22 protein-coding genes and 2 tRNA genes are annotated in these 21,689 nt (G+C 51.8%); 13 read left to right on the top strand and 11 right to left on the bottom strand.

The window, feature by feature from the left end:
• Window positions 1-16 precede the first annotated feature (16 nt).
• The gene (locus J9880_RS15560; RefSeq protein ID WP_119822241.1) at window positions 17-934 is read left to right on the top strand and encodes an AraC family transcriptional regulator; all 918 of its coding nucleotides are present in this window, start codon (window positions 17-19) and stop codon (window positions 932-934) included.
• 74 nt (window positions 935-1,008) lie between these two features.
• Here J9880_RS15560 and J9880_RS15555 read toward each other — a convergent pair.
• Window positions 1,009-1,096 (bottom strand) — tRNA-Ser (locus tag J9880_RS15555).
• Between the two features lie 196 nt (window positions 1,097-1,292).
• Window positions 1,293-1,380, bottom strand: a tRNA-Ser gene (locus J9880_RS15550).
• 260 nt (window positions 1,381-1,640) lie between these two features.
• Between J9880_RS15550 and yccA the strand changes: the two genes are divergently transcribed.
• Complete coding sequence (yccA, locus tag J9880_RS15545; RefSeq protein WP_095922565.1) at window positions 1,641-2,303, top strand: FtsH protease modulator YccA; 663 nt, start codon at window positions 1,641-1,643, stop codon at window positions 2,301-2,303.
• Between the two features lie 106 nt (window positions 2,304-2,409).
• On the top strand, window positions 2,410-2,739 hold the full coding sequence (tusE, locus tag J9880_RS15540; RefSeq protein WP_095922566.1) for a sulfurtransferase TusE: 330 nt from the start codon (window positions 2,410-2,412) through the stop codon (window positions 2,737-2,739).
• A gap of 6 nt (window positions 2,740-2,745) precedes the next feature.
• Here tusE and yccX read toward each other — a convergent pair whose 3' ends face one another.
• Complete coding sequence (yccX, locus tag J9880_RS15535) at window positions 2,746-3,024, bottom strand: acylphosphatase (protein ID WP_095922567.1); 279 nt, start codon at window positions 3,022-3,024, stop codon at window positions 2,746-2,748.
• Window positions 3,025-3,122: 98 nt separating this feature from the next.
• Here yccX and rlmI point away from each other — a divergent pair, with 98 nt between their 5' ends.
• Complete coding sequence (rlmI, locus tag J9880_RS15530; RefSeq protein WP_095922568.1) at window positions 3,123-4,316, top strand: 23S rRNA (cytosine(1962)-C(5))-methyltransferase RlmI; 1,194 nt, start codon at window positions 3,123-3,125, stop codon at window positions 4,314-4,316.
• A gap of 124 nt (window positions 4,317-4,440) precedes the next feature.
• Window positions 4,441-4,758 (top strand): heat shock protein HspQ, encoded by a 318-nt coding sequence (gene hspQ, locus J9880_RS15525; protein WP_095922569.1) that lies wholly within the window; start codon window positions 4,441-4,443, stop codon window positions 4,756-4,758.
• Between the two features lie 87 nt (window positions 4,759-4,845).
• Here the strand turns inward: hspQ and J9880_RS15520 are convergent, their stop codons facing one another.
• Window positions 4,846-5,259 (bottom strand): CoA-binding protein, encoded by a 414-nt coding sequence (locus J9880_RS15520; RefSeq protein ID WP_119822240.1) that lies wholly within the window; start codon window positions 5,257-5,259, stop codon window positions 4,846-4,848.
• Window positions 5,260-5,447: 188 nt separating this feature from the next.
• On the opposite strand from J9880_RS15520, the gene J9880_RS15515 reads away from it, so the two are divergent.
• Window positions 5,448-6,098 carry a DUF2057 family protein gene (locus J9880_RS15515; RefSeq protein ID WP_119822239.1) on the top strand — a complete coding sequence of 217 codons (651 nt, stop codon included), beginning with the start codon at window positions 5,448-5,450 and terminating at the stop codon, window positions 6,096-6,098.
• A gap of 118 nt (window positions 6,099-6,216) precedes the next feature.
• Window positions 6,217-6,678, top strand: a complete 462-nt coding sequence (gene mgsA / locus J9880_RS15510; protein ID WP_095922572.1) for a methylglyoxal synthase — start codon at window positions 6,217-6,219, stop codon at window positions 6,676-6,678.
• Between the two features lie 50 nt (window positions 6,679-6,728).
• On the opposite strand, the gene helD is transcribed toward mgsA, so the two are convergent.
• On the bottom strand, window positions 6,729-8,783 hold the full coding sequence (gene helD / locus J9880_RS15505; protein WP_095922573.1) for a DNA helicase IV: 2,055 nt from the start codon (window positions 8,781-8,783) through the stop codon (window positions 6,729-6,731).
• A 176-nt stretch (window positions 8,784-8,959) separates the two neighbouring features.
• On the opposite strand from helD, the gene J9880_RS15500 reads away from it, so the two are divergent.
• On the top strand, window positions 8,960-9,421 hold the full coding sequence (locus tag J9880_RS15500) for a YccF domain-containing protein (protein ID WP_131693714.1): 462 nt from the start codon (window positions 8,960-8,962) through the stop codon (window positions 9,419-9,421).
• A 44-nt stretch (window positions 9,422-9,465) separates the two neighbouring features.
• Entirely contained in the window at window positions 9,466-11,607 is a 2,142-nt protein-coding gene (gene yccS / locus J9880_RS15495) for a YccS family putative transporter (RefSeq protein WP_232769563.1), read from the top strand.
• 22 nt (window positions 11,608-11,629) lie between these two features.
• On the opposite strand, the gene J9880_RS15490 is transcribed toward yccS, so the two are convergent.
• Window positions 11,630-12,262 carry a TfoX/Sxy family DNA transformation protein gene (locus J9880_RS15490; RefSeq protein WP_119822237.1) on the bottom strand — a complete coding sequence of 211 codons (633 nt, stop codon included), beginning with the start codon at window positions 12,260-12,262 and terminating at the stop codon, window positions 11,630-11,632.
• Between the two features lie 217 nt (window positions 12,263-12,479).
• Between J9880_RS15490 and sulA the strand changes: the two genes are divergently transcribed.
• Window positions 12,480-12,986 carry an SOS-induced cell division inhibitor SulA gene (gene sulA, locus J9880_RS15485; RefSeq protein ID WP_119822941.1) on the top strand — a complete coding sequence of 169 codons (507 nt, stop codon included), beginning with the start codon at window positions 12,480-12,482 and terminating at the stop codon, window positions 12,984-12,986.
• Window positions 12,987-13,343: 357 nt separating this feature from the next.
• On the top strand, window positions 13,344-14,420 hold the full coding sequence (ompA, locus tag J9880_RS15480; protein ID WP_095922576.1) for a porin OmpA: 1,077 nt from the start codon (window positions 13,344-13,346) through the stop codon (window positions 14,418-14,420).
• 109 nt (window positions 14,421-14,529) lie between these two features.
• Here ompA and matP read toward each other — a convergent pair whose 3' ends face one another.
• Window positions 14,530-14,991: a macrodomain Ter protein MatP gene (gene matP, locus J9880_RS15475; protein WP_095922577.1), complete on the bottom strand. Its 462-nt coding sequence runs from the start codon at window positions 14,989-14,991 to the stop codon at window positions 14,530-14,532.
• Window positions 14,992-15,201: 210 nt separating this feature from the next.
• Between matP and J9880_RS15470 the strand changes: the two genes are divergently transcribed.
• Together J9880_RS15470 and fabA are read left to right on the top strand one after the other, a co-directional pair.
• On the top strand, window positions 15,202-16,968 hold the full coding sequence (locus tag J9880_RS15470; protein ID WP_119822235.1) for an AAA family ATPase: 1,767 nt from the start codon (window positions 15,202-15,204) through the stop codon (window positions 16,966-16,968).
• Between the two features lie 68 nt (window positions 16,969-17,036).
• Window positions 17,037-17,555, top strand: coding sequence for a bifunctional 3-hydroxydecanoyl-ACP dehydratase/trans-2-decenoyl-ACP isomerase (fabA, locus tag J9880_RS15465; protein WP_013574872.1), 519 nt, complete (start codon window positions 17,037-17,039; stop codon window positions 17,553-17,555).
• Between the two features lie 138 nt (window positions 17,556-17,693).
• Here the strand turns inward: fabA and rmf are convergent, their stop codons facing one another.
• The 4 genes from rmf to pqiA form a co-directional block, all read right to left on the bottom strand.
• Window positions 17,694-17,861, bottom strand: a complete 168-nt coding sequence (gene rmf / locus J9880_RS15460) for a ribosome modulation factor (protein ID WP_013574871.1) — start codon at window positions 17,859-17,861, stop codon at window positions 17,694-17,696.
• A 275-nt stretch (window positions 17,862-18,136) separates the two neighbouring features.
• Window positions 18,137-18,706, bottom strand: a complete 570-nt coding sequence (gene pqiC / locus J9880_RS15455) for a membrane integrity-associated transporter subunit PqiC (protein WP_133823823.1) — start codon at window positions 18,704-18,706, stop codon at window positions 18,137-18,139.
• Entirely contained in the window at window positions 18,706-20,358 is a 1,653-nt protein-coding gene (gene pqiB, locus J9880_RS15450) for an intermembrane transport protein PqiB (RefSeq protein ID WP_095922580.1), read from the bottom strand. The genes pqiC and pqiB overlap by 1 nt, the downstream gene beginning before the upstream one ends.
• The gene (pqiA, locus tag J9880_RS15445) at window positions 20,345-21,613 is read right to left on the bottom strand and encodes a membrane integrity-associated transporter subunit PqiA (RefSeq protein ID WP_408637238.1); all 1,269 of its coding nucleotides are present in this window, start codon (window positions 21,611-21,613) and stop codon (window positions 20,345-20,347) included. The genes pqiB and pqiA overlap by 14 nt, the downstream gene beginning before the upstream one ends.
• Window positions 21,614-21,689: the final 76 nt, after the last annotated feature.

The following is a 21,689-nucleotide window of genomic DNA, read 5'->3' as shown; positions in this document are numbered from 1 at the left end:
TCGTCCGGAGTCATTAATGGATCCTCTTTCTGATGTGTTATCGCTGCTGAAGCCGCGCAGTTATATGTCCAAAGGTTTTGAAGCCGGAGGGGCGTGGTCGGTACAATTTCCCGACCATTATCAGTCGATTAAATGCAATGCGATCATTACCGGCGAATGCTGGCTGGCGGTAGACGATGTGCCCGGCGCGGTACATCTCAAAGCCGGTGATTGTTTTGTGTTGCCTGGCGGCCGCCCTTTTCGGCTCGCCAGCGATCTGAGTATTCCGCCCGTCGATGCTGGTCCGATTTTCCAGCAGGCGCTGGATGGCGGTACGGTGTCCTGCAACGGCGGCCGGGATTTCTTTCTGACCGGCAGCCGGTTTGCGGTCAGCGGCACTAACGCCGCCACATTGCTGGCGATGCTGCCGCCGGTGGTGCATATCTCGAAAGAATCCGACAAAGAGAGTTTGCGCTGGGCAGTTGAGCGGATGATGCAGGAATTACGTGATCAGCGGCCCGGCGGATTACTGATCGCACAGCACATGGCGCACATGATGCTGGTTCAGGCGCTGCGGATGCACGTCGATAACGCGCCGGAAGGGGAAAACAGTGGCTGGTTTGCCGCGCTGGCAGATAAGCAGTTATCGAAAGCACTGAATGCGATGCATGAAAATCCTGCGCAACGCTGGACGGTGCAGACGCTGGCGGAACGGGCGGGCATGTCGCGCTCCGTGTTCTCGCAGAAATTTAAGCAGGCCGTCGGCAGTGCGCCGCTGGAATACCTGACGCGCTGGCGGATGTTGCTGGCCGGAGACCGGCTGGCGAACAGTAAAGAACCGGTTTCAGCGGTAGCCCTGTCGCTCGGTTATGACTCTGAAAGTGCCTTCAGCACAGCGTTCAAACGCACACTGGGATGTTCGCCGAGACAGTACGGCCAGCAGGCCATACGCTGAATTCAGGCAGGGATGCCTGAATTTCAGACACAAAAAAAGCCGCTAATGGCTTAGCAGCTTTGATGTGTTGTTTATGGCGGAGGAGGAGAGATTCGAACTCTCGAATGGTTTCCCATCGCCGGTTTTCAAGACCGGTGCCTTCAGCCGCTCGGCCACCCCTCCGTAAACAACAAGCACTTTACGACGTCAGTCGTTCAGTACGGGGCGTAGTATACAAGACAGAAAAAAAGATGCAAACATTATTTTCGGTCTAGTTTGTTGATTTTATGAACATTTACATCGCCTTCACAATGTATGTTCATAAATGACAGACACAAAAAAAGCCGCTAATGACTTAGCAGCTTTCTTGTGTTGTTTATGGCGGAGGAGGAGAGATTCGAACTCTCGAATGGTTTCCCATCGCCGGTTTTCAAGACCGGTGCCTTCAGCCGCTCGGCCACCCCTCCGCAACGAAGCGAACTATAAACAGTGGCGATCCGCTTGTAAAGCCTGATTCTGTTCGTTTGCCTGAAAAAACGCCATTCCGTTCTCAAATGGCGATTTAAGCATCATAACGACGGTTTTGACGTCGGGAAACCGCGCCCTGCCCGCCCTGAGCAGGTAAAGAAGGGTAAAACGTCTTTAATGACGTAACGCCACTCCTTACACTGCAATCTGTTTGTATTTTCACCGACTCCAACTTTTTGTTAAGAGTGAGAATTTTATTATGGATCGTATCGTTGCCTCTTCGTCATCACGCGCTGGCTCGTTGCTAAGCACGCACCGGGTGCTGCGTAATACTTATTTTCTGTTAGCACTGACCCTCGGCGTTTCCGCGATCACGGCGACGGCGAGCACGGTTCTGAGATTGCCCTCTCCCGGTTTCCTGCTGACCATCGTCGGCTTCTACGGGCTGATGTTCCTGACCTACCGCACGGCCAACAGCCCGGCGGGTATTTTATCGGCTTTCGCCCTGACCGGTTTTATGGGGTATACGCTGGGGCCATTGCTGAGTTCGCTGCTTTCAGTCGGTGCCGGTGACATTATTATGCTGGCGCTGGGCGGTACCGCGCTGGTGTTCTTCTGCTGTTCAGCCTATGTGCTGACCACGCGCAAAGACATGTCGTTCCTGTCCGGCATGATGATGGCAGGCTTTGTGGTACTGCTGGTGGCGGTGATCGCCAACCTGTTCCTGCAAATCCCGGCGTTGTCACTGGCGATCAGCTGTCTGTTTATTCTGTTCTCCGCAGGTGCGATTCTGTGGGAAACCAGCAACATCATTCACGGCGGCGAAACCAACTATATTCGCGCGACCGTCAGCCTGTATGTCTCGCTGTACAACATCTTTGTCAGCCTGCTGAGCATTCTGGGGATGTCATCACGTAACTGATGAGCCTGATGTAAACCGAAGCCCCGCCCCTGTGCGGGGCTTTTTATTTTTACTGTCCGCTGTTTTTGCTAAACTGGCGGCTGCATTTTTACGGGTTTGAGGTTGTATGCTGGAGTTTGAAGGTCAGGTTATTGAAACCGACGCTCAGGGTTACCTGAAAAACAGTCAGGACTGGCAGGAAGGCATGGCGCCTCTGCTGGCCGCACAGGAAGACATCACGCTGACCGACGCGCACTGGGAAGTGGTGCGGTTCGTGCGCGGGTTTTATCTCGAATTCAATACCTCACCCGCCGTGCGTATGCTGGTAAAGGCGATGGCACAGAAATACGGCGAAGAGAAAGGCAACAGCCGCTATCTGTTCCGGCTGTTCCCGAAAGGCCCGGCCAAACAGGCGACCAAAATTGCCGGTCTGCCCAAACCGGTGAAGTGCCTGTAAAAGACTTCAGTATTTGATTTTAAAATCGCTGTAATGACCGGGTGCGGTCGGCTCACTGAGCACGCGATCCACCCGGGCATGTTTCGGCCCGCCCTGCTTCAGCCAGGCTAACAGCTGGTCGACTTTTTCCTGATCCCCGCACGCCACCACTTCGACGCTGCCATCCTCAAGATTTTTCGCATAACCGGTTAACCCCAATCCGGTTGCCTGATGTTGGGTCGCAAAACGAAAACCGACGCCCTGCACCATGCCGTACACATAGGCGGCTATACTGACTGTTGCCATAATATTCTCTCCGTTAGCGGTATGGTTCGTTGCAATTTCACCTGCATGACCGGACAATGTCGCTCTTTTTTGTCTCCGAACCGACAGAACCTAATTTTATGACTGCACGTTTAATTCTGGCCAAAGGCCGTGAAAAATCACTTCTTCGTCGCCACCCGTGGGTGTTTTCCGGTGCTGTTGCACGCATCGAAGGTAAAGCCCATTCCGGCGAGACTATAGATATTGTAGACAGTCAGGGAAAATGGCTGGCACGCGGTGCCTATTCGCCGTCCTCACAGATCCGTGCGCGCGTCTGGACATTTAAGCAGGATGAAGACATTGATATCGCGTTTTTCATCCGTCGTTTGCAACAGGCGCAGAGCTGGCGAGACTATATCGCTAAACGTGACGGACTGGACGGTTATCGCCTGATTGCCGGTGAATCCGACTGCCTGCCCGGTATTACTATCGATCGTTTCCAGAATTTTCTGGTACTGCAATTGCTGTCAGCCGGTGCGGAATACCAGCGTGCTCCGCTGATCGCAGCGCTGCAACATTGTTATCCGGAGTGCGCCATCTGGGATCGCTCTGATGTGGCGGTGCGTAAAAAAGAAGGTCTGGAACTGACGCAAGGCCATGTGGTGGGTGACGAGCCTCCTGCCCTGTTGCCCATTCAGGAACACGGGATGAGCCTGCTGGTTGATATCAAAGAAGGCCACAAAACCGGCTTCTATCTTGATCAGCGTGACAGCCGTCTTGCCGCACGCAATTATGCCGCAGGCCGTAATGTCCTCAACTGCTTCTCCTATACCGGTGCTTTTGCTGTATCGGCACTGATGGGCGGCTGTACAAAAGTGACCAACGTGGATACCTCGCAGGCCGCACTCGACGTGGCCCGCCAGAACGTTGAGCTGAACAAACTGGACCTGTCAAAAGCGGAATTCGTGCGCGAAGACGTCTTCCAGTTGCTGCGTAAATACCGCACGGAAGGTCAGCAGTTCGACATGATTGTGATGGATCCGCCGAAATTCGTGGAGAACAAAAATCAGCTGGCAAGCGCCTGTCGCGGCTATAAAGATATCAATATGCTGGCGCTGCAACTGTTGCGTCCGGGCGGTATCCTGCTCAGCTTCTCCTGCTCCGGTCTGTTGCCGACCGATCTGTTCCAGAAAATTCTGGCCGATGCGGCGCTGGATGCGGGCCGTGAAATACAGTTCGTGGAGCAGTTCCGTCAGGCGGCTGACCATCCGGTGACCGGCGCCTATCCTGAAGGGTTGTATCTGAAAGGTTTTGCCTGCCTGGTCATGAACTGAAGGTAAGCACTGCGTGCTGTTACGACGGCACGCGAGCGAATTTTACGCAGATTACGTGGTCAGAACTTGAAATAGCACGTTTTATCTTCATATAGAGATAAGTGAATTATTTTGGGAGGTGACTATGATTGCCAGTAAATTCGGTATCGGCCAGCAGGTACGCCACAGAATGTTAGGTTATTTAGGCGTAGTGATTGATGTCGATGCAGAGTATTCGCTCGATAAGCCCGACGTTGATGATGTCGCTGCTGACGATTCCATGCGCACCGCGCCCTGGTACCATGTCGTGATGGAAGATGAGGAAGGCCAGCCGGTGCATACCTACCTGGCGGAAATTCAGATTGATCATGAAGCGGCGCGTTCACATCCGGAACAAACCTCTCTGGATGACTTAGCCGAATCGATCCGCAGCCAGTTACAGGCACCGCGCCTGCGTAACTGAGCCATCTCGCTTAAACCTGTTGATATGAAAAACCGGCCTTTGCAGCCGGTTTTTTTGTCATTTTTTCAGCCCACCGCAGGACCGTGATTATTTTTCCATGCCCAGCCGCGGGAGTTCAATTTTCGGGCAGCGATCCATCACCACTTTCAGACCGGCCTCTTTTGCCAGCACGGCTGCCTGCTCATTGATCACCCCAAGTTGCAGCCACAATACTTTCGCTTTAATCGCAATCGCCTCCTGCGCCACGCCATAAGCGGCATCCGCATTGCGGAATACATCCACCATATCAATTGGATGAGGGATTTCCGCCAGCGAACCGTAGGCTTTCTGCCCCAGAAGTTCCTGCCCTGCCAGTTTCGGGCTGACCGGGATCACGTCAAAGCCCTGAGACAGCAGATAGGCCATGACGCCGTAGCTCGGACGCCCCGGATTATCACTGGCACCGACCAGCGCGATGGTTTTTACTTCCTCAAGGATCTTGCGGATATCATTGTCTTGCACGGGATTATCTCCTTTGACCGGTATGGGTTAAGTGTAACGCAGCATGACCAATCCGACAGCCTGCGGCAGAAAAAGTCCCGCGTGAAATGCCATGGCGTGTGAAATTAAAACATTTTGTAAAACTTTGACACACAATCCGCATTGCGGAATAATAGCGAAGGAGCAATGGGGTATCCGGGGAGAGAAGAATGAAAGTCTGTCATGCGCTGGTCGCATTAGCGAGTCTCAGCCTGATGGTGTCAGCTTCGGCGACCTCACTCAAACTGTCCCCCGATGTCGATGTTCTGGTTATCGACGGCAAACAAATGTCTGGCGCAATCCTTAAAGGTGCGGACAGTCTTGAACTTGACGGCGGCCAGCATCAGATTCTGTTTCAGGTCAGCAAAACGATGCGGGCCAATCCACCGCAGCTTTACCACTCCCCTGCCCTTATCGTTACCTTCAATGCCAAAGGCAATCGCTCAGTGTCTTTCGTGCTGCCAAAACTGACCAGTGAAGATGAAACGGCGCAATTCAGTCAGCAGATGAACTATCAGCTGGTTGACGACCAGGGCAGACAAATGCCAACACAGCGCGATGTTCTGAATATGTACAATCCCGGCCATGCCGCTGACGCTGAAAAGTTAATGATGACCTACAATTTGTCGGGCGCGCGTGCGGCCGTGCCGTCGTTTGCCAGGGCCAGCACGGATAAAAAATCGGCTTTAGCCACTGACACGCCTTCACAAATTTCTATCGCGTATCTTCATCCGCTGTGGACGCGTCTGGCGGCGAATGCAGGCATTGAGCGTTTATTGCTCTGGTTAACGCTTCCGGATAAACAGGAACAGACCTCGTAATTTAATCTGCATCACGCATTCCCCTTCTTAACGCCGAATTATTGCCCCTGAGCTATGCAGTAAAACGGAGTTTCAGTATTCTGTGATCCACTCTTACTTTCGCGTTGAAGGGAATTAGATGGAATACACCACCCGCACGATCGCAAAACAAAAACACATAGCTCTGGTTGCGCATGACCACTGTAAAAACACCCTGATGAAATGGGTGGACAAAAACGTGGATGAACTGTCGAAGCATGTGCTTTACGCGACCGGCACTACGGGGAATCTGGTGCAGCGCAGCACCGGCATTAATGTTAAAAGCATGCTGAGCGGTCCGATGGGCGGCGACCAGCAGGTGGGCGCCATGATCGCAGAAGGCAAAATCGATATGCTGATTTTCCTTTGGGATCCGCTGAATGCCGTGCCGCATGATCCGGACGTGAAAGCCCTGCTGCGTCTGGCGACGGTCTGGAATATTCCGGTCGCGACCAATCTGGCTACGGCGGATTTCCTGATCCAGTCTCCGTTATTCCAGTCTGAAGTGGACATCACCATTCCTGATTATCAGCGCTATTTATGGGCACGTCTGAAAGAGTGATAGGTCAGTACATCGTCATAAAAAACCCGGCAAAAGCCGGGTTTGTCATTTCAGGGCTTGCGCTGCACCGGCACGCCGAGGTCTTCAAGTTGTTCGACAAAAACCGAGGGACGGGTTTTGTCCTGCAGCAGCCAGACCTGATGTTTTGCGCGGGTCATCGCCACATACAATAAGCGCCGTTCTTCGGCATCCATAAAGTTTTCAGGCTCCGGCAATAACACCTCTTCCAGCAACGACTCCCGCGCGGGTGCAGGGAAACCGTCATTGCCTTCATGCAATCCGGCAATAATCACGTATTCAGCCTGTTGCCCTTTACTGGCGTGAATGGTCATAAAATCCAGATTGAGTTTCGGCCAGCGCGTGGCCGCTTTTTCCAGAATCTGCGGACGAAGATGATGATAACGGGCCAGCACCAAAATATGCTCGTCGGCCGTGACATAGCCGCTGAGTTTATCCAGCAACTTTTCCAGCTGATCTTCTGGCAGGATCACCACATTTTTCTTGTTGCCTTTGGTCAGGCTGTTCAGCGGTTTCTTCAGCTGATAGGGATTTTGCTGCACAAATTTATTGGCGATTTCGCCGATACGGTCATTAAAGCGATAAGTGGTATCCAGCGCACATTGCGCCCCTTCGCCAAAATTGTCGGCAAATGCGGTGGTCAGGGAAAGCTCTGCGCCACTGAAACGATAGATCGCCTGCCAGTCATCACCGACCGCAAACAGACTGCTATGTTTGTTGAGCTTACGTAACGCCGACAGCAGCAGCGCACGCTGGGGTGAGATATCCTGAAATTCATCCACCAGAATATGCTTCCACGGGCTGACAAACCGGCCTTTATCCAGAATATTGACCGCCTGATGGATCAGGCCGGAGAAATCCACAGCCCCTTCTTCTTTCAGCGCCGTTTTCCAGGCTTTAAGCAACGGTGCCATCAGCCGGATGCGTTTCGTGAACAGGTCTTTCACTTCTTCCGACGCGCTTTCAATCATTTCGGCCTGACTGCCGCCGTGCATACGCATCAGGCTGAGCCAGCGTTCCAGCCGGCTGCCCAGACGCTCCGCCAGCGATTTATTTTTCCAGTAATCACCGTCAGGCACCGTCCATTCCAGTTCGTCTGTCATCCATTGCCGCCAGCCGCTGGCCTGCACTTTTTTCTCAGCACATTGCTGTTGCCATGTTTTGATCAGCAGACTGCGGCGCGCCTTTGAATCGGTTTCCAGCTTGCTGATTTTAGGCACTTTCTTGCTGCCTTCCTGGATAATCTGCAATGCAAGGGCGTGAAACGTTTTCGCCTTGATCCCTTCTGTCTGCAAACGCTCTTTTATACGTCCGTTCATTTCATCGGCGGCCTGACGGCCAAAAGCCAGCAACAAAATCTGTTCCGGTAATGCTTCCTGACGGCGCAACAGCCAGCCCGCGCGGGCCACCAGCACCGATGTTTTGCCGCTGCCCGCCCCCGCCAGCACCAGTACCGCATCTTCGCCATTGACGACGGCGCGACACTGGCTGTCATTGAGGGGCGACACTTCCACCGTATCGAAAAAGTCACGATTATCGGCAATCACCCTTTCGGTCCACGCCAGATTGCGCTGATCAACGCTGCGTTTCCCCTGCTCGAGCCAGCGCAGGCAGGTCTGGTAATCTTCCCGACAATTATCAAATTCGCTGAGACGTTCAACAGGCACCGGGATGGCAGAAAAAGCGTCGGCGATGTCCTTCTGCACATCCGCCAGATCAGCGCGTTTGAACCATTTATCCTGCTGTTCAATCTGCGTGATTTTTTCGATTTGGCCGTGCAATACCCCGGCGCTGACCTCGCTCATCTCCAGACTCCAGGTCTGCCAGATGTTCAGGAGGTAATGGTAGAAACGCTGCGTTTCCTGCCATTCCGTGCCATGCAGGCGCACCACTTTTTGGTCAGGTAATTCAAACTCAAGTTCCCCCCAGACGATGCCCCGCTTACAGCGGATCTGGATGAGCTGATTAAAAGGGATCAGGTAGTGATGTTTGTCGCCGCTGACTTCCACGCCGGCATTGAGCAGACGCACCCGGTTATAAGGGTGTTGCGCCAGATGTTTCCCGAATGAGGTCGATTTCAATTCCATATCATCACACCGTTTTTTCTCTTTAATTCAGTCATTTTACATGCAAGTGCATTTAAGAGTTTACCTTTGATAAGCGCAGGCGATCCACGTTCCAAAACAAGGTAGAATAAGAGGTATGTTTCTTTGCAGGGAACATGAATTTTTTCAACTTTTTAAATTCTTTGGGAAGAGCTGACATGCGTACCGTACTCAACATTCTTAACTTTGTTCTGGGCGGATTTTTCACCACGCTCGCCTGGTTGTTCGCCACACTGGTCAGTATCGTGCTGATTTTCACCCTGCCGCTGACCCGTTCGTGCTGGGAAATCACCCGTCTTTCGCTGATGCCCTTTGGCAACGAAGCGGTACACGTCGACGACCTGTACCCGGAAAAACGCAACGTGCTGCTGTCAGGCGGTGGTACTCTGTTGAATATCTTCTGGTTTATTTTCTTCGGCTGGTGGTTATGCTTGTCGCATATTGTCGCCGGTATCGCGCAATGTATCAGTATTATCGGAATCCCGGTGGGTATTGCGAATTTTAAAATCGCCGCCATAGCACTCTGGCCCGTGGGCCGCAGGGTGGTATCCGTCGAGCTGGCAAAACAAGTTCGTGAAGCCAATGCAAGCCGTCAGATAAAAAACGGACGCATTCGCTGATCGCGATTTTTCATCATTTTTGAATTTTAACGTGGGGTTTTTCCGTGCTTTCTATTGCACCGGGTTTAAGGCGTTATGCCTATAACAGCAATGTTCTTTATCACATCAGGATTTTCATTGCCCTGACAGGGGCCGCTGCCGTGCCCTGGTGGCTGGGCCAGATTACGCTGACTATTCCGCTGACACTCGGTGTCGTGGCGGCCGCACTGGCCGATCTCGATGATCGGCTCACCGGCCGCCTGCGTAATCTGGTGATTACCCTGGTGTGCTTTTTCATTGCCTCTGCGTCAATAGAATTGCTGTTCCCCTACCCGTGGTTATTTGCGCCGGGGTTGATGATTTCGACCTGCGGATTCATCCTTCTCGGCGCGCTCGGTCAGCGTTACGCCACGATTGCGTTCGGCGCGTTACTGATCGCCATTTATACGATGCTGGGCACCAGCATGTATCACATCTGGTATCAGCAGCCGCTGATCCTGCTGGCCGGTGCGATCTGGTATAACCTGCTGACGCTGGCGGGCCATATTATTTTCCCGATAAGGCCGTTGCAGGATCAGATCTCCCGCTGTTTCACTCAGCTGGCGGCGTATCTGGAAGCCAAGGCCACGTTGTTTGATCCCGACCAGGAAGACAATAATCAGCAACTGGTTGATCTGGCGATGGCTAACGGTCAGCTGGTTTCTACGCTAAATCAGACGAAAAATACGCTGCAAACCCGGCTCAAAGGCGACCGGGGTCAGAAAGGCACCCGCCGGACACTGCATTATTATTTTGTGGTGCAGGACATTCATGAGCGCGCCAGTTCATCGCACGTGAAATACCTTAAACTGAGCGAACAATTCCATCACAGCGATATTCTGTTCCGCTTTCAACGCCTGATGAGCATGCAGGCCCGCGCCTGCTTACAGCTGTCGCAATGCATTCTCTACCGCCAGCACTACACCCATAACAGCCAGTTTGAACGGGCATTTTCTCGCCTTGAAGAAGCGCTGAAACGGCTGGAATCTCAGAATGAACATCGGGAAATGTTGCAGGCCTTGCGGCATCTTTTGCGCAATCTGCATGCGATTGATGCCCAACTGGCAAACATTGAATCTGAGCAGTCACTGCCGGAAAACCAGACGGGGAAAAGCCCGTTTGCCGAGGATCGTCTGACCGGTCTGGATGACATCTGGCTGCGCATATCCCGCCATTTTACCCCTCAGTCTGTGCTTTTTCGCCATGCGGTGCGCATGTCAGTGGTGCTGTTTATCGGCTATGTATTTATTCAGGTCAGTGGCTTAAATCATGGCTACTGGATTTTGCTCACCAGTCTTTTTGTCTGCCAGCCAAACTACAGCGCGACCCGCCGCAGACTGGCGCTGAGGATAATCGGGACGCTGGCCGGTATTGCGCTGGGCATTCCTATCTTGTATTTCGTGCCTTCCGTTGACGGACAAATGATCCTGATCGTTATCAGCGGATTGTTGTTCTTTGCCTTCCGTACCGTGCAGTACGCGCAGGCAACCATGTTCATTACCCTGCTCGTTTTGCTGTGTTTCAATTTGCTGGGTGAAGGGTTTGAAGTCGCCATACCTCGTGTCATCGATACCCTGATTGGCTGTGGTATTGCCTGGGCTGCGGTGACCTACATCTGGCCTGACTGGAAATTCCGCCAGATAGATAAGGTGGTCAGCAAAACCTTTGATGCGAACTGCCGTTATCTCGATGCCATTCTGGTGCAGTACCATCAGGGCAAAGATAACAGCCTTGATTACCGGCTCGCCCGGCGCGATGCGCATAACTGTGATGCTGAACTGGCCTCCGTCGTTTCGAATATGAGTTCTGAGAAGAATAATGATCCGGCGACGCTTGAGGCCGCATTCCGGCTGCTGTGCCTGAATCACACCATGCTGAGTTACATTTCTGCGCTGGGTGCGCATCGTGAAAAACTTAATGACGCTGAAACGCTGCAATTGCTTGATGACGCAGCCTGCTGTGTGGATGGCGCGTTACACCATCTTCCTTCAGAGGCTGAGCGCATCCATCACGCGCTGGAGCAACTCACTGCCCGCATCCAGATGCGGACGACGGACAGTGACAGTAAAGAACAACTTGTCCTTCAGCAAATTGGCTTACTGGTGGCCCATTTACCTGAACTCACCAGTCTCAATACTAAAATCCTGCCTGCACAGAGCGCCCTCTGACGGCAGGCGTGTGTGACGCTCCTTAGTGGAGGATCGTCGATTGCTGCTCTTGCTGATGGTTAAACCAGTGAGTTAATGATTCTCTGGAAGCCATCGGCAAAGCGGCCTCGTGAAAGCCCAGAATCGCCCCCTCCAGTGCCATCAGTAGATTAATGCCCAAGTTCTTTTTTTTTATTGCGCACAATTTCAAATAAGTCTGGCAGGCACCGTGAAGACGCAGATCTCCGGAGTTCTCAATTCCCGCCTGCCAGAGCATTCTCTCAAGCGCCAGTGTGAGATTCGGTAAATCCTTCAACCTCCCCGCTTCATTGTTTTTTCTCACGGCGATGTCGCGTTGCATTCCCTGTAACGCCAGCCTGCCCAGCTTACATAACGCCTCAGGATCGCTCCATTGGGCCGGACTCACTTTAAAATAGCGTAACTGAACGTCCATGCCGCGCTTGCGGTAAATCAGTCTCTCCATCTTTTTACGGCGAAAATGGACTTCCGTTTCTTTATCGGCACGGAGATATAATTCTCCGTCAGAGACCAGGGCAAACATGACACGGTCGGCGGACAGACTGAAACCGCCAAATTGGGTGCGGGAACGAATGTTGCCCAATGGGGCAAACAGGGCCAGGCACTCACGTACTCTTTTTTTTGATTTGTTTATCATTGCGTTATCCTTTTCACATTAATTCCTGACGACCAATTTGAGTTACCAGAACAGCTAAATGCAAAATACGCAATGTCGCGAAGCGCAACAAACACAAAATGCAGTTGCAGTCCGTTGCCTTCAAAATTTGCGAGACGTCTTGGAAAAAATTGGGTTGATCTTTGCTCATCGCCAGAGTACTGTACATTCATACAGTAACTCACTGGGGTACATCACTATGCGAACTCAACATCATACAAATCATCATTTTAGTCAGCTTGCTTTGCCGGTTAATCGCGCACAGGTAAATACGTCTGCATCCTTGAATAATGGTCTGATCACTGAGTTCGTCTATAGTGCGAGCCAACCCGCCTTTGCGCAGTTACTCCTGCCTTTGCTCCAACATCTGGGTATGCAGTCCCGCTGGCTGTTATGGCTCACGCCTCAGCAAAAGCTCAGCCGTCATTGGTTATCAGAATCTGGATTGCCGGTCGATAAAATGGTTCAGGTGAATCAGATCACCGCGATGTCGACGGTGGATGCGATGGAGAAAGCATTGCAGACAGGAAACTACAGCGTGGTGCTCGGATGGCTACCCGATTTGAATGATGCGGAACGTGAAAGACTGCAAATTGCAGCACGTCAGGGGGGCGCTTATGGCTTCATCATGAAGCCAACAAACGATCAGAATTCAGCAGGTGGACATCACTCAACAGTAAAAATTCACTCTTCTGTATACCATTAGTTCAAAATAGGAACTTTCCTATGAAAATAATGGGGAAGTTAGTGATTTGTGCTGTCAAAGGTCGCCAGCCCAGTAAAAACGGGTATTCGGAATGTAGTTTGACGCCAGATTTTGTCAGTAAATAGTCAAAGCCGTTAAGAAATGTGTACGTTTTTCCCTTTTTTTCCACGGTGTTAACACATCAAGCTTGTAAGTTTCGCGCCACGTTGTAGACTTTACAACGCCAAGGTTGCTCAATAATGCCAACGTAAAGTGGCAAGTTCTGAAATGAAGCAATAATCTTGGCGTAAGGATTTTAACCAAGGGCTTAAAAAGCTTAAAGCTCAATTGCCTATTTGGATGATAACGAGGCGCAAAATGAAAAAGACAGCTATCGCATTAGCAGTGGCACTGGCAGGTTTCGCTACCGTAGCGCAAGCCGCCCCTAAAGATAACACCTGGTATACCGGTGGTAAATTGGGCTGGTCCCAATACCATGACACTGGTTTCGCAAATGCTTACGAAGGTATCGGCAACGGCCCTACCCACGAAAGCCAACTGGGTGCAGGTGCGTTCTTGGGTTACCAAGCGAACCAATACCTGGGCTTTGAAATGGGATATGACTGGCTTGGCCGTATGCCTTCTAAAGGCAGCGTAAACAACGGCGCGTTCAAAGCACAAGGCGTTCAGCTGGCTGCTAAACTGAGCTACCCACTGACTGACGATCTGGACCTGTACACCCGTCTGGGTGGTATGGTTTGGCGTGCAGATTCTAAAGGTAACTTCAACAATGGCGCAGATGGCCGCATCAGCGACCACGACACCGGTGTTTCTCCACTGGCAGCCGTTGGTGTTGAATACGCAGTGACCAAAAACTGGGCTACCCGTCTGGACTACCAGTGGGTTAACAACATTGGTGACGCAGCTACCGTTGGTGCACGTCCTGATAACGCAATGCTGTCTGTGGGTGTTTCTTACCGTTTCGGTCAAGATGAAGCAGCTGCACCAGTTGTTGCTCCAGCACCAGCTCCAGCTCCAGTTGTAGAAACTAAGAAATTCACTCTGAAATCTGACGTTCTCTTCAACTTCAACAAAGCGACTCTGAAACCAGAAGGCCAACAGGCTCTGGATCAGCTGTACAGCCAGTTGAGCTCAATCGATCCTAAAGACGGTTCTGTTATCGTTCTGGGTTACACCGACCGTATCGGTTCAGAACAATACAACCAGAAACTGTCTGAGCAACGTGCTCAGAGCGTAGTAGATTACCTGGTATCTAAAGGTATCCCTGCTAACAAGATCTCTGCACAAGGCCAGGGTAAATCTAACCCAGTTACCGGTTCTACCTGTGACTCCGTTAAAGGCCGTGCTGCTCTGATCGACTGCCTGGCACCAGACCGTCGTGTAGAAATCGAAGTTAAAGGCTACAAAGATACTGTTACTCAGCCACAGGCTTAATAACAGACTTTAGCTTTTGCTACAGATATCAAAAACCCCGCCTCGGCGGGGTTTTTTTATGGCTGCAATAACAGAACAAAGCGGTATTCTCTGCGGATCGGTAACGAAATTACCCGAGATCTTTCTTGCCAAGGATTTGCTGCAGATCCTCTTTTAATGAAGACATCTGATTAGCGTATTTTTCTTTACGCTCAGCATCCTCAAGCAACTGAATGATTGTGTCAGACAATGTTGCCCCACGCCTTTGCGCCAGACCGGCCAAACGCTGCCACACCAGAAACTCTAAATCGATGGATTTCTTACGGGTGTGCTGATGCTCAGCATTGAAGTGTCGTTTACGGCGGGCCCGTATGGTTTGTTTGAGGCGATTTTCCAGCGCCGGATTCATATCATTCGCGATCCAGTCCATCACTTTGACCGGTTCGTTTTCCAGTCTGAGAAGTTGATTCACGGATTCTTGTGCAGCGCTGTTTTCTAAATGGCGAGTGATCCGCTCACCTTCCCGGTGTTTTTTCACCAGATACTTCCATTTCCAACCGCTTTCCAGATTTTCCAGTTGCTGATATTTCATCGTGAACTCTTCGGTGACCCCGTAACTTTACTAAGCATAACAGCTTTAATTCAATTTTCACCCCAAATAAACCGGCTAATTCTGCCTGTTTTTTGCGCACCTGTTCAGCAATGTGCGCTAACCGCATTTCCTCTTTGACTCTCATTGTATGCAGCCGGATTTATTCTTGTATAATCGCTCTTTCCCTTTTTATAGAAAACAGCTAACACATTGACCAATAACCGACTTGACTGGCAGCTTTTACTGCCCGACTCCGCGCCTTACGAGGCAATTTTTGCAACGGCTGCCCAGTTAGCCCCTGTCGATTTCGCTGGAACTCAGCCTCGGCTGGAAAATGGTTTAACGCTGTTTTGTCATCCCCGCTCACGCCCGCGTTTTATGACGCTCAAGGCGCAGGAAAATCGTGAATATCTGTCACGTATCGCTCAGGTCGTCAGCGAACTGCTGCCCGAAACGGCTGAAATCACCGGCAACCGTTATCATATTGAAGGCAATAAGATCACGCTGCTGGCCGCTAAATCTGCGGAAGATGCCTTCGCGGCAAAATTCACCTGCCAGTACCGCGAGTGGATTGAGCCGGAGCAACTGTTTGGTTGCGTCAGGGTGTACAAAGACCAGATCCAGCTTGAGCCGGGTCTGATTCATCAGGTCAATGGCGGCGTTCTGGTGCTGTCAATTCGTACCCTTATTGCCCAGCCGCTGATGTGGTTGCGTCTTAAGCAGATGATCACCGAAGGCCAGTATCACTGGGTTTCTCCTGATGAAGCCAAACCTCTGCCGGTCACGGTTCCGCCAATGCCGCTGGATATTCGCCTGATTCTGGTCGGTGACCGCTTGTCACTGGGTGATCTGAGCGATATGGAACCGGAGCTGATGGAATCGGCCATTTATGGCGAATTCGAAGCCGACCTGCCGCTGACCGAAGAAAGCGACATGGAAACCTGGTGTGGTTATGTGAACACACTGGCCGACGAGCTTGAGATCCCCCGTCTGGCCGCCGATGCCTGGCCCGAATTTCATAAAATGGCGATACGCCACAGCACCGATCAGGGCAGCCTGACGCTGGATCCGGTCTGGCTGAGTGCACAGTTAAGTGAAGCCGCGCTCTATAATGAAGATGAGTTGCTCAGCGCGAAATCTCTTGAAGCTGCCTCTAATGCCCGTGCATGGCGTGAAAGCTATTTGCAGGAACGCATGCAGGATGAAATTGAGCTGGGGCAAATCCGTATCGAGACGGAAGGCGAAGTGGTCGGACAGATTAACGGCCTGTCGGTGCTGGAATACCCTGGCCATCCGCGCGCACTGGGTGAACCTTCACGGATTAGTTGTGTCGTACACACCGGCGACGGTGAATTTACTGACGTTGAACGTAAAGCTGAATTAGGCGGTAATCTGCATGCCAAGGGCATGATGATTATGCAGGCTTTCCTGATTTCCGAGTTAGAACTCGACCAGCCTCTGCCCTTCTCCGCGTCGATTGTTTTTGAACAATCTTACGGTGAAGTGGACGGCGACAGCGCGTCCCTTGCTGAACTTTGTGCACTGATCAGTGCCTTGTCGATGCAGCCGATTAACCAGCAGATTGCGGTAACCGGTTCTGTCGATCAGTTTGGGAATGTGCAACCTATTGGTGGCGTAAATGAGAAAATCGAAGGTTTCTTCGAAGTTTGTCAGCGTCGCGGTTTGACCGGTAAGCAAGGGGTCATTCTGCCAACCAGCAACGTGCGCAACCTGTGCCTGCATCCGCAAGTACTGGACGCCGTTCGCGAAGGCCAGTTTCACTTATGGGCAGTTGATAACGCAGCCGACGCGCTGCCTATCCTGACCGGACTGATTTACACAAACGAAGAAGAAGCTGAAGAAGAGCGTCCGAGCCTGCTGGGATTGATTCAGCAGCGCATAGCGTTGGTCACATCGCAAGGCAGCCCGCGTTATCCGTGGCCTCTTCGCTGGTTGAACTGGTTCAATCACAGCTGATCGGAGTTGTTCAGCTTACAGCTGTTCGCTAAACTTCGCCCTTCATTAAAATAAGGCTTACATAGAACATGGTAGATAAACGCGATTCCTATACGAAAGAAGACCTCGTAGCTTCTGGCCGCAGTGAACTGTTCGGTGCTGGTGGCCCTCCATTACCATCAGGCAACATGCTGATGATGGATCGCATCGTGAAGATGCAAGAAGATGGCGGCACCCATGGCAAAGGCTATGTTGAAGCTGAATTAGATATCAATCCTGATCTGTGGTTCTTCGGTTGCCACTTCATCGGCGATCCGGTTATGCCTGGCTGTCTGGGTCTGGACGCCATGTGGCAGTTAGTGGGCTTTTATCTGGGCTGGCTCGGTGGCGAAGGCAAAGGCCGCGCACTGGGTGTGGGTGAAGTGAAATTCACCGGTCAGGTTCTGCCAACCGCGAAGCTGGTCACCTACCGTCTGAACTTCAAACGCGTGATCAACCGTAAACTGATCATGGGCGTTGCTGATGGTGAAGTGCTGGTTGACGGCGTGGTAATTTACACCGCTACTGATCTGAAAGTGGGTCTGTTCAAAGACGCTGCGGCTTTCTGATAAAGCCCTGCACGACGTCTGAAAAAGGGTGAGCCTCCGGGTTCACCTTTTTTATGTCTGCGGTACGGGCACTCTGGCCTGCAAACAAAAACCTCCGCGCGCAGCGGAGGTTGTTCCTTATTCTGACAGGGGAGCCGCTTAAGCGGTAACGGCCCTGTCCTCCATGGCTTGTCGCCAACCCCCGAGCCAATGTGATCGGGCATCTAATGATTGGTACGGACAAATCTCTTTTGAGCGTCCGCCAATACCTGCTTGGTATCCACGTGATTGTGCCCGTTCCAGGCGATCGCGTTTTTGTCTCTTCATGCCTTATATCCCTCATTATTCAGGTCAGGTGGAAAGAAAACAGTGGGCCGCTTCTGCGTCCACACCTAACAAATAGCTGCAATATGGGGAGAGGTCAATGCGCAAATTTCACGCCAATGTCACATTCGTGAGCTATATTATTAGATTGCGCGCAAGATAATCGCGCTGGCTAATGCCTCATCTGGCTGATCACCATAAAAAAATCCCGGCATCTGAAAGGTCAGAAACCGGGATTTTTTATGTATCACTTAAAAAATATTAAGCTTAAAAAATCGTCATCTTATCTGCGCGGCTATCTGGCCCGCTTCTTGCTGCCATCCGGTCGCCAGCGTCCTGACCAGTGCATCATAGCCATCTTCATTTTGTTTCAGATTCAGGGCGAAATCGCGCTGAATCATCTGGCCATTTCTTGTCAGGCTCCAGCTTCCGCTGACCACGACGATACCGTCGTAACGGCCATGGAAACCGGTGACATTCACGTTCAGCACATCCTGGTCGTCCGAACTGGAAGCCTGAGTTGACACCACTGAGCCCGGCAAATCACGACGCAAATACGTCACAAGCGCCTGGTGAAGTTGTTGATCCAGCGGGCTGGCCCAGAGGTTATTCTGGGTCAGCGTGTACTGCACATCATTGGTCTGATATACCAACCCTGAGCCTGCCAGATAATCCGCAACACTGACCCGTTCAACCCACAGGTGGCGCTGTGTAGCGGCACCTGAGGACATCACACTGCCGGTTGACGCTGTGCTGCTCAGCACAGGCAACTGGTAGTAGGTTTTCTGGTCACTGCTGCTACAGGCAGTCAGGAATAATGCTAAGACGACAGGTATCCATTTCATCATTATTTGGCCTTCTTCGGCTGAGGATCATCTTGCCCAGGGGCGGCGAAAATCAGTGCATTACTTTTCTGGTTCAGCGTTTTCAGTACCGGTTGCAGTTCACGCAGGGTTTTATCCAGACTCTGCATGTCGCCAACCAGATTGCCATACGCCGGAGAACCAGGCTGGAAGCCTTTCAGGCTGCGGTTAAGCTGAATCAACGTCTGCTGCATATCTTGCGGCAGGTTCTTCATCTCTTTGCTGCTCACAATCGCATTCAGTGATTCGATTGTTTTCTGCGTCGCCCGCATCGTTCTCTGACTTTCGGCCAGCGTACTGGTGGCTTCACGCATCATCGGTTCGATCGGCAGATTGTTGATTTTATCCAGCGTGGTCATCAGTTTCTGCTGAATTTGCGCGAAACCACCGCTCACGGTCGGCAGCAGTTTATGGCCGGAAATTTCCAGCGGACCTTTCCACGGCTTCTCATTCGGATAGAAATCGAGGTCAATGTACATCGCGCCCGTTAACAGGTTCGCAGATTTCATCGACGCACGCAGACCATGCGCGATACCGTCACGGATATGATCTTCAATATTGAAATTACTGCCCAGCATTTGCGCAAAGCGATCGGGTTCAATACGGATCAGTATCGGAATGCGGTAATCCTCAGACATCTGCTGTTTCAGCGCATTCAGCGGATAAGGCACTTCTGCCACGGTACCCAGACGAATGCCGCGGAATTCAACAGGCGCGCCAGGTTGCAGGCCGCGAATAGAATCCGAGAAGAACATCACGTAATCCATGTGGCGGGTATACAGTGATTCCTGAATGCTTTTCTGATCGTCAAACAGCTTATAATCATCGCCGTTTTTCGCTTCATTGCCTTGCGTCCAGCCATTCGGGATATCAAAGCTGACGCCACCGCTGAACAGCGTGGTCAGTGACCCCATTTCCACCCGCATACCGGCGGCAGACATATCAAAGTTCACGCCACTGTCTTTCCAGAAACGCACATTGTCTGTGACCAGCGTGTCGTAAGGTGCACGGATAAAGAGCTGATATTTGATGTTACGGGCTTTCGGATCAAAGTGGCTGGTTTCCACAGTACCGACCTGGAAACCGCGGAACAGCACCGGATCGCCCGGATTAAGCTGTCCTGAACGCTCACTTTCCAGAATTACGCGGATACCTTTAGCATCAGGCGAAGCCAGCGGCGGGGAATCATCCAGTTTATATTCTGATTTTTCGCCGCCTTTGTTACCAGGCTGCAACTGAATATAAGCACCGGACAACAACGTGCCCAGACCGGAAATTCCTTCCCGTCCGATTTGCGGTTTCACCACCCAGAACACAGAATCGTCACGGAGCATTTTTTCCATGCCGGTATTCAGGCGCGCCTTGATGATGACCTGTTGCAGGTCTTCACTCAGGGTCACACTCTCCACTTTCCCCACGTCGACGTTACGGCTTTTGATGGTGGTTTTCCCGCCCTCAATGCCTTCCGCCGTGGTAGTGATCAGCGTAACTTCCGGTCCCTGATGGCTGTAATGATAAAACAGGATCCATGCACCAATCAGCGCCGTGACAATCGGCACGATCCACACCGGAGACCAGCGTTTAATTTTTTCGACTTTGGCAGTTCCGTCATTCTCTGCCATGTTATTTCCTGCCATCTTGTGGCTCCTTTGTAGACTTCATTCCAGCACGATCCCAAATGAGCCTTGGGTCAAATGTCATTGCAGCGAACATGGTGAGAATGACAACGCCGGCAAAAAGCAGCGCGCCAATATCCGGATAAATACTCATCAGTTGCCCCATTCTTACCAGTGCCGCAAGTACCGCAATGACAAACACATCAATCATTGACCAGCGACCAACAAACTCAACCACTTCATACACAACGTGTAACCGCTCCCTGTCGATCTGTTTATCGCTGTTGGCATCCCAGCATAACCAGCCGATGGCGATCATTTTCAATGTCGGCACCATGATACTGGCGATCAAAATAACCAGTGCCACAGGGTATGAACCTTCACTCCACAACAACGCGACCCCGGCCATGATCGTAGACGGGATAGGATTTCCCAGCACCTGCGTGATCATAATCGGCAGTAAATTCGCCGGGATATATAACAGAATGGACGTGACCAGCAGCGCCATCGTCCATTGCAGGCTGTTCTTCCGGCGGGCATGGCCCTGCGTTTTGCAGCGGCCACATTCTTTCTGATCCACCGGCAAAATCGCCATACAGCAATGGCAGGAACGCAATCCCTGACGCAGGCCGCTTTCGCCCACGCGCAGCGGCTGCGCAACCGGCGGTGCCGGCTCGATGTGATTCCACATCCACAAACGATCGGTGCACTGAAATGCGCGCAGTTGCAGCAGGCAGAACAGAACATAAGGATAAAAACTGGTGCCCACGCCCACATCCCCGTAGGCCATCAGTTTCACGAAACTGACCAGCACGCCCGCGAGGAAAATCTCGACCATGCACCAGGCTTTCAGCCGGAATAAGGTACGGGCAATGCCGACTTTCCAGCGAAGAGGAATATTGAAACCCTGACAAAGGATAATAATAGACAGCATGCAGACGGCGGGAAGCAATTGCACCACCACCATAAACAGCGACGCCATGCTGGCGTAGTCTTCTGAAACCAGAACCTGAGGGATTTGTACCAGCGTCACTTCGCTGCTCAGCCCGGCAACATTCATATTAACGAAAGGAAAAAGGTTGGCCAGCAACAGCATGAATAAGGCGCTGATGGCATAACCGACAGGACGTCTGCGTGGCTCATTCCAGCGGGATGTCAGCGTGGTATGGCAACGAGGACATACGGCTTTTTGCCCGATTTTCAGACCAGGTATTGCCACCAGAATGTCGCACTGGGGGCATAAGATGTGCGGGTCATGGGCGTCAGAACACACTATCGACTCCTCAACAGCGGAAAGACTATGAATATCGGCAACCGGTCTTCCCTTAATCCGGTTGCCAATCATGATGCAG

It is taken from the genome of Rahnella victoriana, assembly GCF_021276285.1.
GTDB lineage: Bacteria > Pseudomonadota > Gammaproteobacteria > Enterobacterales > Enterobacteriaceae > Rahnella > Rahnella victoriana.
Note: the sequence above shows the minus strand (reverse complement) of the source record. Positions and strands in the feature narration are given on the sequence as shown.

What these genes read in the sequence shown, in the direction of transcription:
- J9880_RS15560 (WP_119822241.1), top strand. Translation starts at nt 17, where the DNA reads ATGGATCCTCTTTCTGATGTGTTATCGCTGCTGAAGCCGCGCAGTTAT.
- yccA (WP_095922565.1), top strand. Translation starts at nt 1,641, where the DNA reads ATGGATCGTATCGTTGCCTCTTCGTCATCACGCGCTGGCTCGTTGCTA.
- tusE (WP_095922566.1), top strand. Translation starts at nt 2,410, where the DNA reads ATGCTGGAGTTTGAAGGTCAGGTTATTGAAACCGACGCTCAGGGTTAC.
- yccX (WP_095922567.1), bottom strand. Translation starts at nt 3,024, where the DNA reads ATGGCAACAGTCAGTATAGCCGCCTATGTGTACGGCATGGTGCAGGGC.
- rlmI (WP_095922568.1), top strand. Translation starts at nt 3,123, where the DNA reads ATGACTGCACGTTTAATTCTGGCCAAAGGCCGTGAAAAATCACTTCTT.
- hspQ (WP_095922569.1), top strand. Translation starts at nt 4,441, where the DNA reads ATGATTGCCAGTAAATTCGGTATCGGCCAGCAGGTACGCCACAGAATG.
- J9880_RS15515 (WP_119822239.1), top strand. Translation starts at nt 5,448, where the DNA reads ATGAAAGTCTGTCATGCGCTGGTCGCATTAGCGAGTCTCAGCCTGATG.
- mgsA (WP_095922572.1), top strand. Translation starts at nt 6,217, where the DNA reads ATGGAATACACCACCCGCACGATCGCAAAACAAAAACACATAGCTCTG.
- helD (WP_095922573.1), bottom strand. Translation starts at nt 8,783, where the DNA reads ATGGAATTGAAATCGACCTCATTCGGGAAACATCTGGCGCAACACCCT.
- J9880_RS15500 (WP_131693714.1), top strand. Translation starts at nt 8,960, where the DNA reads ATGCGTACCGTACTCAACATTCTTAACTTTGTTCTGGGCGGATTTTTC.
- J9880_RS15490 (WP_119822237.1), bottom strand. Translation starts at nt 12,262, where the DNA reads ATGATAAACAAATCAAAAAAAAGAGTACGTGAGTGCCTGGCCCTGTTT.
- sulA (WP_119822941.1), top strand. Translation starts at nt 12,480, where the DNA reads ATGCGAACTCAACATCATACAAATCATCATTTTAGTCAGCTTGCTTTG.
- ompA (WP_095922576.1), top strand. Translation starts at nt 13,344, where the DNA reads ATGAAAAAGACAGCTATCGCATTAGCAGTGGCACTGGCAGGTTTCGCT.
- matP (WP_095922577.1), bottom strand. Translation starts at nt 14,991, where the DNA reads ATGAAATATCAGCAACTGGAAAATCTGGAAAGCGGTTGGAAATGGAAG.
- fabA (WP_013574872.1), top strand. Translation starts at nt 17,037, where the DNA reads ATGGTAGATAAACGCGATTCCTATACGAAAGAAGACCTCGTAGCTTCT.
- rmf (WP_013574871.1), bottom strand. Translation starts at nt 17,861, where the DNA reads ATGAAGAGACAAAAACGCGATCGCCTGGAACGGGCACAATCACGTGGA.
- pqiC (WP_133823823.1), bottom strand. Translation starts at nt 18,706, where the DNA reads ATGATGAAATGGATACCTGTCGTCTTAGCATTATTCCTGACTGCCTGT.
- pqiB (WP_095922580.1), bottom strand. Translation starts at nt 20,358, where the DNA reads ATGGCAGGAAATAACATGGCAGAGAATGACGGAACTGCCAAAGTCGAA.